This is a genomic window from Leptospira kmetyi serovar Malaysia str. Bejo-Iso9 (genome assembly GCF_000243735.2).
GTDB lineage: Bacteria > Spirochaetota > Leptospiria > Leptospirales > Leptospiraceae > Leptospira > Leptospira kmetyi.
On sequence record NZ_AHMP02000003.1, the window covers coordinates 1,189,367 to 1,207,650 of the forward strand.

Here is an 18,284-nt window from a genome sequence, read left to right on the forward strand (position 1 = left end):
GATTTCCTCAGAAAATGTGGTTAAAGTTCATAAATATCTGTTTGTCCTCTTTGGAAACCGCGTAGTCCAACATAAGGATCGTACTTTGGTTCCATGCGATTCTAAATCCCATACCTCGGGAATATTTATAATCCTTGAGTCCCACGTTATGCTCATCGTCCCAAACACGACCGAAATCCATAAAAGGAACGAGGTTTAATGCGAAGTGTTGTCCGGCGACCGTAAAATCGAAAAACTTCCAACGCACTTCTACGTTCCCCCATCCCATCGCCTTACCGGCAAAACGATCTTGTTTGTAACCGCGTAGAGTTCTCAGACCTCCGAGACCGGTGATCCCGCCTTCGGTGGACCAAAGGTTTCTGTATTCGAAGAACGGAGCGTCCCCGTCCGTCATTCCGAAAGCTCCGCGGCCCGCGATTACCAGTTTATCAAAGGTTTTTGGAAACGGACTGTAGAATACTTTCATTTGAGTGAAATATTTCGAGTATTGAAAGTCGGAACCCAAGGACTTTGCGACCTTCTCATACGTCGCTTCCAAGAAAACGCCTCGGTTCGGATCCGGCTCCAAGTCGCGCGTATCCAATACCAAACCGAAACGGACGGAGTTTACGTTTCCTCCGTTGGCGCCGATGATTCTTCCCGCTTGCGCGTCCTCGGTCACTTTCGTCTTTCCTGCGGGAGCCAATCCCGAATTGCTGAAAGGAGTTCCATCCGTCAAAGGATCCGTACTTTTTACGAACTGACCGTCAAACGTCTTTACGATGTTCTGCGAAACGCGAAGTCCCGCAACCATCCGAACCAAACCGCCGAAAAAGATATGCTCGCCGCTGACGTTTGCCTGTGGAGAACGGATATCGTATCGGTTGTACATCCGATCCGTTACGCGAAACGCGTCGTTCGTAGGAAATCCGGAATAATTATTTCCTTGAAATTCAACGGGATCTCCGGGACCGCCGGGTCTAGTAAAATAAATGTTCTTCTCCCGATCGTGATACGTCGCGTTTCGTACGACTTCGCCGCCGGGTTGATTTCTTTCCTGATAAGAAAGAGTTTCGAGAGATTTCTCGCCGATCCCGTAGTAAAGGGTGTTCGGGTTCGTATCATAGATCAAATCCCCGCGCAATCTCCACTTGGTATCGAAGATATAGGGAGCGTCGAAGCTGACGTCCTGATACTGTCTGTTTTTGGTGGTGTTAAAATACTGAGCAAACATCCGAAAACGATAAGGAGCGTATTCGAAAAATGGATCGGACTTCTTTCCGTTGTTGATGAGGAACACCCGCACACCGTAACCCACGCCCACGTTCGGGTCGGAATTCAAAAGAGGAAGCCCTGTCGGGAACCAACCTTCTTTCTTTTTACAAATGTCTTCGGGTCTCAAACGTCTCATTTCCGAGATTTCGAACGGTAAATCCGTTCTTGGCTTTCGATTGCTATAATCGACAAACGCCAACTTGGAACAGTCCTCTTTGTCTTGCGCATAGACCGAACCCGCGGTTAAGGTCAGAGCGAACAGACAAGTTGCAATACTTACGAGTTTCAGAAATTTCTTCATGGATTTCCTGTTTCTATATTTCAGAACAAAACGGAAACGGTTCGGGGACATACTGTCAATAGGATTTTTCCAAGAATTGGGAAATACGTTAGGAAAACTAGGGTCGAATTCCAGTTATTCATAACAATTGGTATAATACCTTGGAAAAGAGGAAACATCGAATATGACGCTGCGATTCCAATCTGATTTCGTTTCATTCCCTTCTGAAATAAGATGTTTCCAAAGCGAACGCGCGTTTACCGAAGCCCGTCTCGCATCTCAAAAAATAAGGGAGAATCAAACCCGACCTAAGAAGAACGTTTTTTCAGTTTTCGATGGGCTCGTATGAATTCTTTCGGATTGAGATATCCTTTCGGGTTCCGATCGTAGCCCGGACCCGTGGGAAGAAAAAAATCCTCTCTCAACTCGAAGTGAAGATGAGGTCCGTAACGCCCGTCGGCGTCTCCGATTCTTCCGATTTTATTTCCTCTTCGGATCTTATCTCCCGAAACGACGTTCATCTTCGAAAGATGCGCGTATAAGGAATTGACCCACTTTCCGTTCGGAAGTTGATGTGTGATGATGATTACGTTTCCCCAACCCGGTCCTTCTTTTCCCGCGAACTTTACGATCCCGTGCGATACGGAATAAACAGGATCTCCGTAGTCGTTTCGTCCGGCCGCGTTCCAGTCTTCGCCGAGATGAAAATTCTTTCCAAAAGGTTGTTTGTCTATGTAACCCTTTGCGTTTGGTTTTCCAACGGGAAAATCGAATCCGTCGGAAAGATATTCCGGATGTTCGAGGAAGAATTTCTTCGCGTCTTCCAAGTCGAGTTCGTTTTGGGAATCGGATTCTCCAAGTATCGCAGAATACCTTCCTACGAAAAAATTCAGCACGATCAAAACTGATATAAAAGTGATTCGATACGTCGGTTTCATTAGGTCACTGATTCATCCGTGTAAATAATATCAGAATACGAATCCGCCGTATCTTCATTTCTACTGAATTTAGAATCGAATCGAATTGAACCGAAAAGAAAATACCTTTCTCGATGGGAGAAGAAAAAATTCATAACAAATTGTTTCATCCCAGAAAATACTTCCTAATAGTTTTACCAATCCATGAATAATTGCGGACAACGTTCCTTCTGCATTGACAAAAAAGAAACATTTGAAAAATAAACAAGTAAAACGCTATGAAACACAAATTTCTAATTTTTACGATGCTTATCTTTCTAAGTGATTCCTCGTCATCCGTATTCGGTAAAAACACCGGTTCCAAGAATTCGGATAAGAATTCAAAAGCTTTTTATTATGCGATCAGCGATGGAAACCTGAACGAGGTAAAGTCGATGATTCAGGAAGGTGCGAATGCAAATAAGGCATTCGAATTTGAAAAGAAGATTACTCCTTTGGGACTTGCAACTCTCAAAGGGCACACGGAAGTTATGAAACTTCTCATTGAAAACGGTGCAAAAGTAGACTATAAGAATAGCAAATCCGACCTTACTCCGCTGATGATCGCGACGGGAAACGAACAAGCGGATGCTCTTAAAATTCTCATTTCTAAAGGAGCGAAAGTTGATTTTAGAGAAACGAAATCAGACCTTACGGCATTGATGTACGCGGTCGAAACAAAGAAATATGGAATCGCAAAACTTTTGATTGAAAGCGGAGCGGATATTAATGCGAAATTAGACCATTACGACGCGGTGATGACTGCCGCAATAAGAGAAGACGGCGATGAAGACTTTATCGCATATCTTATCGAAAAAGGCGCGAATGTAAACGGGATCAACGACAAAGGCGGATCTCTGTTATCCAAAGCGGTCCAGTTCGGTCTTATAAAGACCGTTTCCCTCATGATTCAAAAAGGTGCGAACGTGAATTTCGGTTTGGAATCGAACGAGTTTTCTTATCCAATCGCTCTCGCCGTTTCCCATGGAAATTTAGATCTTGTAAAAATATTAATCGAAAACGGAGCGCAAATCAATGTAAAACCGGGAAGAGTAGCCCCGCTTTTACTCGCGAGCCATTCCAATCATCCGGCAATCGTCAAATACCTCGCAAAAAAAGGAGCGGACGTGAATTTTATCTCTACGGTGAACGCCGGGAATATCACGGCTCTTGAACTTGCTTGTTCCAGCAATTTCACGGAAGTCGTCGAAGAGCTTTTGGACCACGGAGCGAATCCGAATATTTCCAGTCAGAAAGATGGGCGAACTCCTTTGTTCTTTGCCGCAGTCGAAGGGAATAACGATATCATTAAGTTACTGTTAAACGAAGGCGCCGATGTTAACGTCAGATCCAAATCGGGATTTACCGCTTTGTTTGACGCGGTCGGCTTCGGAAAAATCGAAACGGTAAAACTTTTAATCAAGAAAGGAGCCGACGTAAACGTGGTAGATCTCGACGGAGATACGCCGCTCAAGGTGGCAATTCATCGTAAATTTACGGACATAGAAACTCTGTTACGGGAGAACGGGGCTAAATAATCTTTCTTATTTTAGAAATAATTTCGGATTCGCAAAGAAATATTAAAAATAATTTCCGGCGAATCCGATTTCAAAAATCGATCGAAGTCTCGATCACTGACCGAGATTCAATTTTAGAATGACGTCGTCTTGGGAAACCATACTTCCTTCCTTCGTCAAAACCTCTTCGACGGTTCCTTCACCGGGAGAAAGAATGTTGTTTTCCATCTTCATCGCTTCCACGATCGCGAGAACGGTTCCTTTTTTTACCGCGGTTCCCGGAGCCACCAGAACTCGAATCACCTTACCGGGCATCGGACTTTTGATCAAACCTCCGCTTCCCTCTTCGAGATGAATCTCTCGGTTCGAAAGAACGATCTTCGTGTTCCAACCTTTGTAGTGGATGAAGATCTGGTTTCCTTTGCGGAGAATTCTCCAGTGATTTCCAGGACCCGAAAAAAGTCCGTTGCCTTCGCTCTGAAAATTTCTGGAAATCCGAAAGTCGTGAACGGTTCCGCCTAACGTAATCGATACGGACATATCGCCGGGAGAACTGGTTCGAACACGAACGGGGATTTCTTCTTCCCTATGTTTAAATCGAAAATTTTCCTCGATCACCAGAAACCTCCCTGACCAACCGCCTCCCAGATTCCCTGGGATTTTTTCTTTTCGGAAAGGGCCGCAGCCGCAAAGGAGAACGCATCCGCTTGCACGTCCCTCTCGGGCGTATATGCGATCGAATGTTCTTCCAGAAAGTGCGTGTGAGTCAGACCTTTTTTAAATTCTTCATGGGAAAGAATTCCGGATAAGTAAAACGTATTCGTGACCGGTCCGAAGATCACCGTGGAATCGATGGATTCCCGAAGACGGGTTGCGCATTCTTCCCTGGTTTTTCCCCAAGAGATCATCTTGGCGATCATCGGATCGTAGTAGACCGTGATCTCCGATCCGGTTTCCACTCCCGTGTCCACTCTCAAAAAATCGCGATCTGGAAATTCAATATATTCTAATATACCCGTGGAAGGTAAGAAATTATTTTCGGGATCTTCCGCGTAGATACGAGCTTCGATCGCGTGACCGTTCTGCGTAAGCGCCTTTCCTCCGGTAAGATCGGAAAGTTTTTTTCCTTCCGCGACCCGGATCTGCCATTCGACAAGATCTTGTCCGGTGATGTATTCGGTCACGGGATGTTCCACTTGGAGTCTCGTATTCATTTCGAGAAAATAAAACTTTCCGTCCTTCCCGAGAATGAACTCCACGGTCCCCGCCCCAACGTATCGGATCGATTGCGCCGCTTTGACCGCGACCTGACAGATTTCGTCCCGAAGCGAAGAAGGAAGATTCGGCGCCGGAGATTCTTCGATGACTTTCTGATGTCTTCTTTGGATCGAACATTCCCGTTCGAAAAGGTGCATAACGTTTCCGTGTTTGTCTCCGAAAACCTGCACTTCGATATGACGCGGAGTTTCGATATACTTTTCGATGAACACGGTTCCGTCTCCGAAGGCCTTCTGTGCTTCCCTTTGCGCGGATTCGAGGGAGGAAAGAAACTCTTCGGGTTTGTAAACCCTCTTCATTCCTTTTCCGCCTCCTCCCGCGGTCGCCTTGATCATCAGAGGATACCCGATTCTTTCGGCTTCCTTCTGGAGAATCTTTGGATCCTGATTTTGTCCGTTGTAACCCGGAACGACCGGAACTCCGGCGGCTTCCATCTTAATCCGAGAATTGATCTTATCGCCCATCAGCTCCATGGACTCGGGACTCGGTCCGAGAAAAAGAATATTCTCTTTTTCTAATGCGTTTGCGAACTCGGTTTTTTCGGATAAAAATCCGTAGCCGGGATGCACCGCGTCCGCTTTCGTTTTACGGATCGCTTCGAGAATATTAGGAATATTTAAATAAGAAGAACCGGGGCTCGGTTCTCCGACATACACGGATTCGTCCGCGAGTTTTACGTGGGGAGAATCCTTATCCGCGTCCGAATACACGGCCACGGTTTTGATTCCCAGTTTTTTACAAGTGCGGATCACACGAACCGCGATTTCTCCGCGATTGGCGATCAAAAGTTTTGAAATCAAGAGGCTAACACCGATTCCTTTTTGGCTTCGGAAGAAAGACTCCCGTCCAAGGACTTCTTTTCTCGTTCCATCGTTTCGTGGATGAAATCCTTAAATTCTTCCCAAGTTTCGTATTTCGTTGGATCGTAGGTTCCGATCTGTTTGTAAGCGACGACAAATCCCTTCTCCAAGGTTTGATAACCGGTAAGTCCCGATTTCAAAACGACGACGACGGGGATCTTATTCTCCCAAGCGAGTTTGATCATTCCCTTTTGCATCGGTTGGATTTCTTCGCTGTAAGAATTATGACCTTCCGGATATACGATAAACGAAGCGTCGCTCAACCCTTTGAGAAGATTTCTTACGGAAACGGCAATCGTCGCGGCCTTAGAGGATTCGAAAACCTGAGAACCCATCGCCTTCATCCACCAATACGCGATCAGAGTTTTTTTGATCACTTGGTTGGCGAGATACGGTTTGTTGATCACGAGGCAATCGTATGGGAAGTCGAGTTCGTTTACGTGGTTCACAAAGATCATGTGACCTTTGGCGGGAATTTGAAATTCTCCGATTCTTAAAAAACGGGTTCCGCTCATCCAGCGAATCGCATCTCCCCAAACCGCGGAGCCTTTTAGAAAAGCGGCGTTCTTTCTTTTTTGATTTCCGATCAACGCGAAAAACAAGCCCGCGACCAAACTGGGAAACGCAAAACTGAATACGAGCGGAAGTGTGATTAAATAGGTTTTAAGAACGAGCCTACGATAAGATTTCGGAAAGCGGCCCAATCGACTTTCCATAAATTTCAATGGGTTCATCGGAAGCTATCTTCCAAAGGAATCCGTTTTTAGAAAAGCTAGTTTTCATAAAGAAAAAGCCCGCGGGTCGCGGGCTTTTTTGTTACCGAACACGATTCAGAAGTTCGTTGGAGATTATTTGTTAGCGGGAGCCTTATCTCCGATCAACTGTTTACGCTTTTCGGGATCCCATTTTAGGAAAAGTCTGTTTTTCACTTCGTCGTCGTAGATTTTTTCCAGAACGTCCACCGCGTCTCTGCGATATTCTTCCGGAATTCTTCTGTCGAACACGGGGCTCAGTCTATGATCGTATTCCAAAGTCGGGTTTTGAGAAAAGTCGTAAGTAACTCCCTGTAAAACCACCGGCTCGGAAGGACCGGCCTTTCCTTCGTCGTCTTTGATCGCTTCGGTCTTCGCGTCGCTTTTGAAAAGATAGTAGTTATCGTACGGATACTTCAACTTAAAGATATTGATCGCGTTCGCTCTTGCGTCTCTGCAAAGCTGAATCGCTGCGATGTAATGTTCGATTCTATGTTTTCTATGGCTCGGTTGAAGTTTCTGATGTTTCTCGAGATGTTTTTCGATCTTGAGTGCGTTGTTACGCGCTTCCTTAGCGAGTCCCAGAAATTTATAACCGGTTTCCATATTCTTTTCGATCGCGTATTTATTGGTTACGTAATGAAAGTCTCTCGGGTTGTACATTCTTCTTGTGAGAGGAGCTTCGCGGTCCGCGGTCATGTCCCGAACTACGAAAGAATTCTTACTCCACTCGATCGCGATATCGACGAGGTTTCTGTCTTCCGGGTTGTTCGGATTTTTTTTCTCGATCGCCGCTTTGAGAATCTCGTCCGTTCTTTCCACGTAATATTGGGAAAGTTCTTCCAGAAGCATTTCGGTTCCGAGTTGCGCTTCCAAGAATCTTCTGTAGGCGTTTACGTGGTTGTTCTCGAAGAAGTATTGAAGTCCTTCTTGATAGAGACGTTTGAGTTCCTTGTATTTTTTAATTCTGTCTCCGTCCTGCTCGGGGGTTCCGCCTTGCTGGTTGTTAGCCGGAGCCGTTCCACCCGCGTTTTGCTGATTCTGTCCGCCCGGAACTTCGCCTTTGTAGTTCCGAACGATCGGTTCAATCGCGCGGAGATAAACGAGTAGTTCCACCCTTTTTTTATAGGCCTTACTGGAGACCGCTTCCCCGAATACGGAAACGGGAAGAATGGAGATGGCAATTAATATGAGAATCAGTCGTTTCATCGGTTAACCTTTTCCAAAGTTTTTCCGGATTTAAGGCCGGACGCAACAGGAAATTAGTGCTTTTCTTCCTACTCTATCGGTTAGAATGGTGTCCGAATTGACAGCCCGTTCCTGTTTTTTTCGGGTTTTTCACAGATAAGACTATGACAGCCAGCGCACTAGCACAAGGAAAAAAGATCTCGTTCCGCGCAAAGGAAGATACGGTTTGTCCGATCTGTCACGAGGTTCATCAAAAAGAAAACATGTTTCAGGGCGGCGGCCGTTTGATCGCCGGAAAACTGACCATAGAACTCAGAAGACTTTACGAAAAGAATAAGAAATTCGGCCGTGTCAGTCCCAATGATTATGTCATCAGCGTTTGTCCCCGTTGTCTTTATTCTTCCTTTACCAAGGATTGGTCCACGTTAGACGCGGAGGAAAACGAAAAGATCCGCTCCCAATCCGATACGAGACGTTCCAATTTGGAAAAGATTCTCGGACCCTTGGATTTTTATCAGGAACGCAATTTGGTTCTTGGAGCCGCTTCCTATCTTCTCACCATAGAATGTTATCAAAACCGAAAAGTCACCGTGGCGCCGACTCCGAAAAAAGCGGTCTGCGCGGTTCGCGGGGCTTGGTATTTCGACGATCTGAACAACGACTTCCCGAACATGGGATTCGATAAGGTTCGGGATCTTCTCTATCAAAAAGCCGCGGGTTGGTACACCGACACGATGGAAATCATGCAGAGCGGATCGGAACCGGTGGATCAGGCTTCTTATCTTTTGGGTCCCGATACGGATAAGAATTGGGCCTTTGACGGAGTCATTTATCTTTCCGCTTATCTTACGATGAAGTTCAAGGATCAGCTCGCGACCGATCCCGCCGCGAAACTCAATCTTTTGGTTCGCGCAAAAAGAACCCTTTCCAGACTCTACGGTTCCGGAAAAGGGTCCAAATCAAAACCGTCCGTGATCATCGACATGGCGAAAGAACTCTACGACGAATACAACAAGCTCATCGAGGAAATGGGGGGGGAAAAATAAACTACGCCCTCCTCGTCGAATACGACGGACTTTGTTTCAACGGTTTTCAAACTCAAAAAGGTTTTCCAAGCGTTCAGGAGAATTTAGAAAAAGCCGCAAAGATTCTCCTCCAAGAAAAGATCGCAGTTGTCGGCGCCGGTAGAACGGACACGGGAGTTCACGCTCGCGGAATGATCGTGAACTTCAAAACTACCAAGGTCGTGGACAATTTCGGCAAATTCCTTTTGGGAATGAACGCGATCACCGACGGCGGAGTCGCGATTCTCAGCATGACCGAAGTCGCCGAGAACTTCGATTCCCGTTTTACCTGCACTTCGAGAGAATACGAATATCTGATTCTCAACACGAAGTATCCCAGACCCACTTGGAAAAATCGAGCCTTCTGGTATCAACATAAGATTGACGTTCCGCGCTTGGAAGCCGAACTTGAATTATTAAAAGGAGAACACGATTTTCGCAGTTTGGCGAAGGTTGCGTCCATGAAGAATCGTTCCACAGTTCGGACGATTTTGGACACGGGACTGGAACGAAGCGCCGAATTTGACGGTCTCCTGAAAGTAAGAATCCGGGCGAACGGCTTTCTTCACAATATGATTCGGATTCTTACGGGTACCCTTCTGGAAATCGCAAACGGCAAACGACAAGACACGAACGTTTTGGATATTCTTTCCTCGAAAGACAGAACGATCGCGGGTATCACTCTTCCTCCTCAGGGACTTTATTTTATCAGAGCGTATTACGATTCCAATCCGGGAATCGATTCCATGTATGCTCTGCGGGACTTTCAATAATAATCATGTTCTCCCGTTTCCGCATTTCCGCAAAACCTTCGATCCTCGTATTGCTTACGATGGTTCCGGGAATTTTATCCGCTTCTCCCTCAAAACCGGGAGTGTTCGAACTTTTAGGCGGCTATCAACCGAACCTCGGCAAAAATAAATTCTTTACCGATTTTATCCCCAGACCTTTGGCACAATCCGGAAGTTTGCCTTCGAGCGGAGTCGTTTCTAAAGAAGAGGAGGAAGCGGAAGCCGCGGCCGAAGAAGAAGACGAAAAGTCCGAAAGCTTTCACGACAATCGAAAGTCGGAGATCGGAGTTTGGCTCGGAGCTTCCAATCCCTGGCCCGGAACCGAAACTCAGAAATATTTGGACACCACCTTGGGCGGCGGATTCTTTTTTAGAATTCCCTGGCCTTGGATTTTTTATCTCGAGATGGGAGCGTATTACGCAAACTATCTTTCCGCGACGGAACGGGGATTGACTACGATTCCGGTCTATCTCGCGCTCGGTTATAAGATTCCGATCGATCTTCCGATTTCGTTTATCGTTCGTGCCGGCGGAGGAGAAGCCTTCGTAGTAGCCAGACCTTCCAACACTTCCCGTTGGGATCCGATGATGCTCATCGGTTTGGAAACGAGTTTTGTCGCCGGAAAAAAAATCAGAATCGGGATCAGAATCGATTACAATAAGATTTACGAGTCGCAGTTGGACGCTCCCGAAGAATCGAAATACTATTATGCGAGTCCTTACAGCGATTCTCGTTTGAACAACCCGAACTACTATCGGGTCGTCGATACGGAATTCTTTCAATTCGGTCTGATGGTGAGCGTGTTTTTATGAAACGATCCTATTTTCCATTCGTAATTCTACTTTCCAGTTTTCTAATGTTCTTCTGCAGGGTCGGAGACTGGCACGGAAAAGGTTCCAGCGATCCCGTGATCAGCACGCTCTTCAACCAAAGAATGCTTCTTCTCGTAAAAGGAACATACGCCACGGATAATCCGATCGGTTTCGAAGCGTATTCCGGAGGGACGGGACAAATTTATCAGGATAACGCGGGCACAGGTTTGGATCCGATTCCCGATTTGACCGGAATGCCGCTCGCGCAGAATCTTCCGATCTTTATCGACATCGGAGAAATCCGTATTTCCACGAAATACGAACAGGGTCTTTACAATCTCAGTTTGATCAAAAACGTAAAGGATACGAAAAAATTCTGGGACGATATCGCTCCGAACCGTCAGGTGTTTTGTACGATTCCTTATACTACGAACTCCAACTCCTGTCGTTTGAACGACGGAGAATTGAAGGCGATTCAATTCTTCAACGGAGAAGGAGTCGTGTATCCTTCGAACGATCCGACTTCGGCAACGGACTTGGGAGCTTTCGGAAACGGTCCCGTTCAATTCTATTATACCGGTTTGTATCTTAGAAACCTAGTGACCGCTTGGGCGACGGAACCGGGTCTTACGTTTTCCAATCTTACCTTGTTCGACAACTATCGTGTTCCCGGAATCAACATCGTTCCCCGTTTGAGCTACAAACCCGGAGCCGACGCGACTACGAAAACGATCTTCCCTCCTCTTGTGTTTCCCGCTCTTTATACGGCGGACAACGGAGACGAGGACATGATCATTCATCCCGGATTCGATCCTTATATTTTGGAAGTAAGAATCAACCTTAAGGAAAATCTAATGGTTCATTCTTACGTTTCGAGTTTGGGCGGAGTAAGAACGTTAGTCGGCGTGAGCGACTGGAAAGCGGACAGCAATCACAACGGAGAATCGGATATGGGTGGAGGTCTTTTGCTCCGCTCGAGAATCATCCGTCCCGAAATCGCGTCCAGCTTGACCGTGTTAGGCGGAACCGCTTCTACCACTCACTACTACGGAGTGTATCGTTCCGTCGAACTCGATATGGATAATAAACTTCCTTTGATGGCTTCTCCCGTGCAAGGCGCCGCTACAAAATTGAAATACATTCATCCCGGTGAATACAGACTTCGTTGTTTGGGCGATTTGGCGAGAGTGGACGGTTATCCGGAAACTGTCGTTAGAGAAACGACGTTTACGGTTCCGGATAACGCACCTCGTTCCGAGGTTCAAGTCAGCCTGAGCTGTCCTTAACGAGCGCCCCATAGAAAGCGAGCTAGTAGAATTACTGCGGAGCGTCGTAATTCTACTTCCGACGAAGTTGGAAAATAGAGCACTGGTCTTGTAGGAACTCCTACAATCCTTCTGTAAAAAATGCGCCCCACCCTGTTTTTGGGAGGTGGGGTGAGGTGGTGGGAAGAATCCGGAAATTTTCCTTTAACAAAAAATTCAACGATTGTAAAGTAGAATTTCCACGCTCGAGCTTTGTCGGAACTCCGACAAAATCTTACTTTAAAATTTCGTCTTGACGTCCCATCAGTTTGATACCGAGTCTCGGACCGATTTCTTGAACGATTCTAGACGCGACGTAGTTTCCCCAACGAGTCGATTTTTCCAAACTGAAACCGTGCGTAAGACCGTAAAGAACGCCCGCCGCAAAACAATCTCCTGCGCCCGTCGTATCGATCGGTTTTACGGGAAATCCGTCCACGTGCGAAATCGTTCCATTCTCCGCAAAGTAAGCTCCGTTTGCGGAATCGGTCATAAACACGAGAGGAGAAAGACCCGCGATGAACTTCAACGCTTCGAGTTTATCCTCTTTTTGAGAAAGAGCCTTGGCTTCTTCCGCGTTGCAGAAAACGATATCGAAGTAGTCTTTTGTTAAGCGAACAAAGTCTTCCCGGGAACGGTTTACGCAAAAAGGATCGCTGTATGTGTAAGCGACTTTGACTCCGTTCTTTTTGGATTCCTCCATGGTCAAAAGAGAAGCTTCTTTGGTTCCCTGCCCGTCCCAGAGATAACCTTCGATGTAGGAAATGCTCGAAGCCTTGAGTTTAGAAATATCTATATCCGATTTTTGTAATGTGATGGAAATTCCCAAGTGGGTGAGCATCGTTCTTTCCGCGTCGGGTGTCGTCAATACGACGCAGGTTCCGGTATGGCCTTGGTCCTCGGGCGCGACTTCGAAAAGAATTCCCGCGTTCTCCATATCCTGTTTGTAAAATTCTCCATAAGTGTCCATGGAAACTTTTCCGGTATACGTTCCCGTTCCGCCGGAGTTGGCGAGAGCGATCATCGTATTGGCCGCGCTTCCGCCGGAGCGTAGTTCTTTTTTGCTTCCTTCGAGTGCGACCAAAACTCCCGCTTGTTTTTCGGAATCGACCAAGGTCATGATTCCCTTATCGAACCCGAGACGTTTGATGAATACGTCTTCCGTCGGGACCAAAATATCCACGAGTGCGTTGCCGACTCCGAATACGTCGTAGTGTTTCATTGAATTATCCTTTTCTTTTCCATTCGATCAATTCCCAGCCGGTATCCTCTTGGAAGAAAACCCCTTCTCCGCCGACCTCGGCCTTAAGAAGTTCCAAAAATTCTTCCTTTCTTTCGGTGATGACCCCGCTGAATAAAAAATGATCGGTTTTAACGGATGCAATTTTTTGAATATTCGCTTTTAATACTGCGAATGTTATGTTGGCGATCAAAAGATCCCATTCTTTCCCTTGAACGTCCGCGTGATCGAAGCCGCCTTCGTCCACGATCAAAACGTCCGAAGAAATCTCGTTGTCGTCCCGGTTGAACGTCGCGGATCGCACGCTGTTCGGGTCCACGTCCACGGCGAGAATCAAAGCCGCGTTCGACTTCGCTGCCGCCACGCTCAAAATTCCGGAACCGGTTCCCACGTCGGCGATTTTTTTACCGGCGAGACCGAGGCTTCCCATTCTTCCCAAAACGAGACGAGTGGTTTCGTGATGTCCCGTTCCGAACGCAAGTCCGGGATTGATGAGCAAGGGAAGAATTCCTTCCGGAGTCGTGCTGATCGCCGTATCTTTTTCCCAAGTGGGAATCACTCGATACGAACCGACTATAAACGGTTTATAAAATTCTTTATAAGCCTCTTCGTATTCCTTCGTTTCGATCCATCTCGATTCGAGAAAGAAAGCCTCGCCCGCGCGCACTTTCAAAAAGATATGAATTTTGGTTTCGTTTTCTAAATCGTCTTCCGCGAGATAAACGCGGAACTTCGTATCGTCAGAGATGATCTCTTCGTGAGGCGCGCGAGGAACTTCGCGGTCAAACAGAATTTCGTAATATCCCGCGACTCCCGCTTCGTCCAAAAACGAAGTGAAGTCTTCCGCGATTTCTTTGGGTAAGTTTAGAATGATTTCTCTGTATCTCAAGTCGTTTCTCGGGTCTCATCCAAGATTTCCGCGTCGATCGCAGTGTCACTTACGATTTCATTCTCCTGAATGAAAGTCCGGAAGTCCTTTACGATCCAAACCCAGATTCCCACGAAGAGAGCCGTTGAAAGCCAACCGCCGAATCTGGATTGAGGCAATACGAAAAAATTGAACAACCCGTGTTGAGAAACCGCGAGTAAAAAAGCGAGAAACAAATAAACCGGTTTGTCCCTTGTATCCTTGTGATTGGATTTTACGAAGGCCAACGCGAAACAGAGATTGATGAGAAAGTGCGCGTTTGAAGATCGGATCGTCCTTCCCACGAACATCGCGATTCGATCTTCTTCCTTTGCGGAAAAAATATAATTCGCGTTTTCGATTCCGGCAAAACCGAGCGCGACAAATCCGCCGATCAAAACCATTTCCTTTTTAAACTTGTATGTCTTCCAATCGAACGCGAACAAAAGTCCCGCGGAAAGAATCAGAATTCCTTTGCAGAATTCCTCCATCATTCCCGCTTGAATGAACGCGATATGCGCGGTCTGCGTGAGAATATGTCCGCTTCGTTTGGGCGCCGCGAGTTTTACGTCCGGCCAAAAGATCGGATGTAGTTTTAAAACGATCTCGGTAGAAAGATAACCCAAGAAAAGCGCGAGTAAAATCAGGAAGATTCTTTGTTGCGTATTCTTTCCCGGAAAAAGAAGAATCAAAAAAAATCCCCAAGGAAGAATGGATAAAAAGCCGAGGAGCGCGACGTCGAAACTCATAACTCCTCCATATAACGGCCGTCATACATCGTAACGAGTTCTTTCTGAAGCGGAGTCGGCATCGCTTCCGGATCGATGCTTCCATTCCAAAAGAGTTCGGTCACTCTCACGTAACCTTTCGTTCCGGGCGGAGGCATCAAAGGAGAAAGACTTTCTATGAGTTCCAAGGTCATCTGATCCTGATCGGGATAACCCGAAGCCTCTACAAGATCCACGTCCACCACTTCTCCGTCGGGTGTAACCGTATAAGCGACCACGGAAGAATAATTACGCGGAGCCCTTCTCCAATATTCCATAAAGGATTCCGGACCTCGCATCTTTGCGGAGATATAATTCGAATAGGTCGAAGGTAATTTTTTTCCTCGAACCTGTTTGACTTCCCCTTTGACGCGGCCTTCTTCCGCGGGTTTGTCGTCCGGAATTTTATCGCCTTCTTTTTGAGTCGGAGTTTCCGTTCCCGAAACCACTCCTCCGTTCAAACCTTCGACTTCGTTCGGAAGATTGGGATCTATAAAATAGAATTCCAAATTCTCGGGAGTAAAGTGGGTGCGTTGTCTTTCCTTTTCCTTCTGTTCCTTTTTTCTCTGAAGCGTCACCGGAATGATGAGAATCAAAGAAAGAAGAATAAAATGAAGCAGAATACTATATGATAAATTACTAATAAATGTGCTTCTCGGCGTGGAATCCTCGGGTTCGGCCCGGAAGGTTCTGTTTAAAAGAAACTTGGAGACGAGATGAATGCCCGCGATTCCCGAAAGGAAAACCAAAATCGGAACGACGCTCGAAGTGATCGCAAAGAATTTTTTATCCGCGATTCCGGGTTTCAATCCCATCGACATCAAAAAGCGGATTCCGTCCGCGGGTTCGAGCCAGGAGAAAAACGAGGTCGCTAAAAAAAGCAAAAGAAGAAGATATAAAAATAAAATCGAAAATCCCTTCCAAAGATTTCCGAGATAGATATGCCCCCATCCCGGAAAAAGCCAGTCGCGAACCTTGGAATACTTTTGTTTTCGTTTTCCCCATTCTCCCTGAAATCCCGCATAACGCGCGACCCGGGCTTGTTTTTCGAAAAGTTTCCAAGGTCTTCTGAAAAGGAAGAATTGTTTGCCTCCGCTTAAGAGCGTATCGCCCGCGATCAGAACGGAGAAGAAATATAAAAAACTGTCCTCTAAAATTCCGAGCTGTCCGTATTCCAATCGATACGGATCCTGAAAGACGAGTCTCGAAGTCAGATAACCCGCCACGAGCAAGACGAGAATTTTGTAATGAATTCTTTCTATCTTTTCCTCGGGCAAGGCCTCGGCGGATCCGGATCTCTTTTTTAGAAGACGTTCCCGTTCCTTTCTTAACGAGAAGGAATGCCCCACGAGAATCAGAAGACCGATCAGCACATAGAAGCCGATCAACCATTCTCCCAAGTCCATAACGAGGGCGCGGACAAAGGCTTCTACGATCGGGAAAAGAATCGCGGATACTTCGAGAGGATAAAGAATGCTCCAGCAGAAAATCTGAAACAAAAGCGAACCGAAAGCGGCGGTACGGATTTCCTTGTCTTTCGGAAACGCAAAGAGTACGCCGAGAGGAAAAAATATTCCCAGCCCCAGAAAGGGAGAACTCCAGGACAAGAAATTGACGCCGAAGATGACTAGTTTCTTTTTCAGGCAAGGTCTCCTTGGACGTTGCAAAACGGATTTCAATCAACCATTTGACCCGAACAAGGGGCTTAGGCAAACAAGAAATCCTTCGATGCGAAGAATTAAAATACTTTATTCCGGAATCCGGGACAGAATTCTGGACTCATGGAAAAGAAAGAAAGTCTCGATTCCTCTCTGAAGGAAATTGTATCCGTCTGTAAACGCAGAGGGTTTGTCTATCCCGGTTCTGAAATTTACGGAGGGCTCTCCAATACCTTCGACTACGGTCCTTACGGGGTCGAACTTCTCCAAAATCTAAAACAACTTTGGTGGAAATTTTTCGTCCATCTTCGGGAAGACGTTGTGGGTTTGGATTCCTCCATTCTCCTCAATCCGAAAGTCTGGGAAGCGTCCGGTCACGTTTCCAACTTCACCGATCCTTTGATCGATTGCAAAAACTGTAAGACCCGAATCCGCGCGGACAAGTTCCTCGAGGATCAAAAGGGAGAGGGTTTCGCCACCGGTTTAACTATCGAAAAGATGAACCAGGTCATCAAGGAAAGCAACTTCGCCTGCCCGAACTGCGGTCAACGAGGAACGTTCACCGAGGCCCGAGACTTCAATCTTATGTTTAAAACCTCGCACGGAGCGAGCGCGGAAGACGCTCTGGATATTTATCTCAGACCCGAAACCGCTCAGGGAATTTTTCTAAATTTTAAAAACGTAGTTTCCACAACGAGAAGAAAGATTCCTTTCGGAATCGCTCAGATCGGAAAATCTTTCCGCAACGAAATCATGGCGCGCCAGTTCGTTTTCCGCACGCGAGAATTCGAACAGATGGAAATGGAATTCTTCTGCGAACCCGGAACCCAAAAAGAATGGTTCACTCATTGGGTCGATTATTGTATGAAATGGCTCACCGAACAGGTGGGAATCAAAAAGGACAACCTAAGAGTCAGAGAACACGAAAAGGAAGAATTGTCTTTTTACAGCGAAGGAACCTCGGACATAGAATTCAAATACAACTTCGGTTGGGGAGAATTATGGGGCATCGCTTCGAGAACCGATTACGATTTGAATCAGCACCAGAAATTTTCCGGCGAGGATTTGAAGTATCAGGATCAGGTGCAGAATAAAAAATTCGTTCCGTTTGTCGTCGAACCCGCGTTAGGCGTCAATCGTCTGTTTCTCGCCGTTGTCACCGACGCATACGAAGAGGAAAAACTTCCCGACGGCGAAATAAGAACCGTTCTTCGTTTTTCTCCTAAGATCGCTCCCGTTAAGGCAGCCGTTTTTCCTTTGATGAAAAAGGACGGAATGCCCGAAAAGTCGAGAGAAATTTTCGCGGATCTCGCCAAACTCGGAAACATAGAATACGACGACAGCGGCGCGATCGGAAAACGTTATCGGAGACAGGACGAAATCGGAACTCCGTTTTGTATAACAGTAGATTATGATACTCTAAAGGACGATACGGTTACCGTTCGGGAAAGAGACAGCATGAATCAGGAAAGAATTCCCGTAAAACAACTCAGGACTTGGTTGTTCGAAAGGCTGTAAGAGATAAAGAAGAATCCGCGCGTCTGCGCGCGGGTCCGTTGTCGTAGGTACGACGAAGTCTTAGGTGGACTTTTTAGTTTACAAAAGTTGAATTTTCTGCTAAAGGAAAATTTCGCAATCGTTCCCACGGCGCCCTCC

At 46.5% G+C, this 18,284-nt stretch carries 15 protein-coding genes and 1 pseudogene; 6 read left to right on the top strand and 10 right to left on the bottom strand.

What is annotated here, in order from left to right:
* Positions 1-7: 7 nt before the first annotated feature.
* The gene (gene omp85 / locus LEP1GSC052_RS07930) at positions 8-1,555 is read right to left on the bottom strand and encodes an Omp85 family outer membrane protein (RefSeq protein WP_020986420.1); all 1,548 of its coding nucleotides are present in this window, start codon (positions 1,553-1,555) and stop codon (positions 8-10) included.
* Positions 1,556-1,842: 287 nt separating this feature from the next.
* A pseudogene (locus tag LEP1GSC052_RS07935) lies at positions 1,843-2,379 on the bottom strand (M23 family metallopeptidase); the annotation flags it as partial.
* Positions 2,380-2,729: 350 nt separating this feature from the next.
* Here LEP1GSC052_RS07935 and LEP1GSC052_RS07940 point away from each other — a divergent pair.
* Positions 2,730-4,028: an ankyrin repeat domain-containing protein gene (locus LEP1GSC052_RS07940; protein ID WP_010575268.1), complete on the top strand. Its 1,299-nt coding sequence runs from the start codon at positions 2,730-2,732 to the stop codon at positions 4,026-4,028.
* A gap of 93 nt (positions 4,029-4,121) precedes the next feature.
* Here LEP1GSC052_RS07940 and LEP1GSC052_RS07945 read toward each other — a convergent pair whose 3' ends face one another.
* The 4 genes from LEP1GSC052_RS07945 to LEP1GSC052_RS07960 form a co-directional block, all read right to left on the bottom strand.
* Positions 4,122-4,625, bottom strand: a complete 504-nt coding sequence (locus LEP1GSC052_RS07945) for an acyl-CoA carboxylase biotin carboxyl carrier protein subunit (RefSeq protein ID WP_010575269.1) — start codon at positions 4,623-4,625, stop codon at positions 4,122-4,124.
* Positions 4,622-6,085: an acetyl-CoA carboxylase biotin carboxylase subunit gene (locus LEP1GSC052_RS07950; RefSeq protein ID WP_010575270.1), complete on the bottom strand. Its 1,464-nt coding sequence runs from the start codon at positions 6,083-6,085 to the stop codon at positions 4,622-4,624. Before LEP1GSC052_RS07950 ends, LEP1GSC052_RS07945 begins: the two co-directional genes overlap by 4 nt.
* Positions 6,082-6,879 (bottom strand): lysophospholipid acyltransferase family protein, encoded by a 798-nt coding sequence (locus tag LEP1GSC052_RS07955; RefSeq protein ID WP_020985959.1) that lies wholly within the window; start codon positions 6,877-6,879, stop codon positions 6,082-6,084. The genes LEP1GSC052_RS07950 and LEP1GSC052_RS07955 overlap by 4 nt, the downstream gene beginning before the upstream one ends.
* A gap of 114 nt (positions 6,880-6,993) precedes the next feature.
* Positions 6,994-8,106 (bottom strand): LIC11274 family protein, encoded by a 1,113-nt coding sequence (locus LEP1GSC052_RS07960; protein ID WP_010575272.1) that lies wholly within the window; start codon positions 8,104-8,106, stop codon positions 6,994-6,996.
* Positions 8,107-8,249: 143 nt separating this feature from the next.
* Here LEP1GSC052_RS07960 and LEP1GSC052_RS07965 point away from each other — a divergent pair, with 143 nt between their 5' ends.
* The 4 genes from LEP1GSC052_RS07965 to LEP1GSC052_RS07980 are packed head-to-tail and all read left to right on the top strand — an operon-like array spanning position 8,250 to position 12,038.
* The gene (locus tag LEP1GSC052_RS07965; RefSeq protein ID WP_010575273.1) at positions 8,250-9,131 is read left to right on the top strand and encodes a DUF2225 domain-containing protein; all 882 of its coding nucleotides are present in this window, start codon (positions 8,250-8,252) and stop codon (positions 9,129-9,131) included.
* Positions 9,128-9,922 carry a tRNA pseudouridine(38-40) synthase TruA gene (gene truA, locus LEP1GSC052_RS07970; RefSeq protein ID WP_084492205.1) on the top strand — a complete coding sequence of 265 codons (795 nt, stop codon included), beginning with the start codon at positions 9,128-9,130 and terminating at the stop codon, positions 9,920-9,922. The genes LEP1GSC052_RS07965 and truA overlap by 4 nt, the downstream gene beginning before the upstream one ends.
* Positions 9,923-9,927: 5 nt before the next feature.
* Positions 9,928-10,752: a hypothetical protein gene (locus LEP1GSC052_RS07975; protein ID WP_010575275.1), complete on the top strand. Its 825-nt coding sequence runs from the start codon at positions 9,928-9,930 to the stop codon at positions 10,750-10,752.
* Entirely contained in the window at positions 10,749-12,038 is a 1,290-nt protein-coding gene (locus tag LEP1GSC052_RS07980; RefSeq protein WP_010575276.1) for an LIC11270 family surface protein, read from the top strand. Before LEP1GSC052_RS07975 ends, LEP1GSC052_RS07980 begins: the two co-directional genes overlap by 4 nt.
* Positions 12,039-12,291: 253 nt before the next feature.
* On the opposite strand, the gene LEP1GSC052_RS07985 is transcribed toward LEP1GSC052_RS07980, so the two are convergent.
* The 4 genes from LEP1GSC052_RS07985 to LEP1GSC052_RS08000 are packed head-to-tail and all read right to left on the bottom strand — an operon-like array spanning position 12,292 to position 16,577.
* Positions 12,292-13,278: an adenosine kinase gene (locus LEP1GSC052_RS07985; protein WP_010575277.1), complete on the bottom strand. Its 987-nt coding sequence runs from the start codon at positions 13,276-13,278 to the stop codon at positions 12,292-12,294.
* Between the two features lie 4 nt (positions 13,279-13,282).
* Positions 13,283-14,185, bottom strand: a complete 903-nt coding sequence (locus LEP1GSC052_RS07990) for a 50S ribosomal protein L11 methyltransferase (RefSeq protein WP_010575278.1) — start codon at positions 14,183-14,185, stop codon at positions 13,283-13,285.
* Positions 14,182-14,952 (bottom strand): PrsW family glutamic-type intramembrane protease, encoded by a 771-nt coding sequence (locus LEP1GSC052_RS07995; RefSeq protein ID WP_010575279.1) that lies wholly within the window; start codon positions 14,950-14,952, stop codon positions 14,182-14,184. Before LEP1GSC052_RS07995 ends, LEP1GSC052_RS07990 begins: the two co-directional genes overlap by 4 nt.
* Positions 14,949-16,577, bottom strand: coding sequence for an energy transducer TonB (locus LEP1GSC052_RS08000; RefSeq protein WP_010575280.1), 1,629 nt, complete (start codon positions 16,575-16,577; stop codon positions 14,949-14,951). The genes LEP1GSC052_RS07995 and LEP1GSC052_RS08000 overlap by 4 nt, the downstream gene beginning before the upstream one ends.
* Positions 16,578-16,751: 174 nt before the next feature.
* Here LEP1GSC052_RS08000 and LEP1GSC052_RS08005 point away from each other — a divergent pair, with 174 nt between their 5' ends.
* The gene (locus LEP1GSC052_RS08005) at positions 16,752-18,146 is read left to right on the top strand and encodes a glycine--tRNA ligase (RefSeq protein ID WP_010575281.1); all 1,395 of its coding nucleotides are present in this window, start codon (positions 16,752-16,754) and stop codon (positions 18,144-18,146) included.
* Positions 18,147-18,284 lie beyond the last annotated feature (138 nt).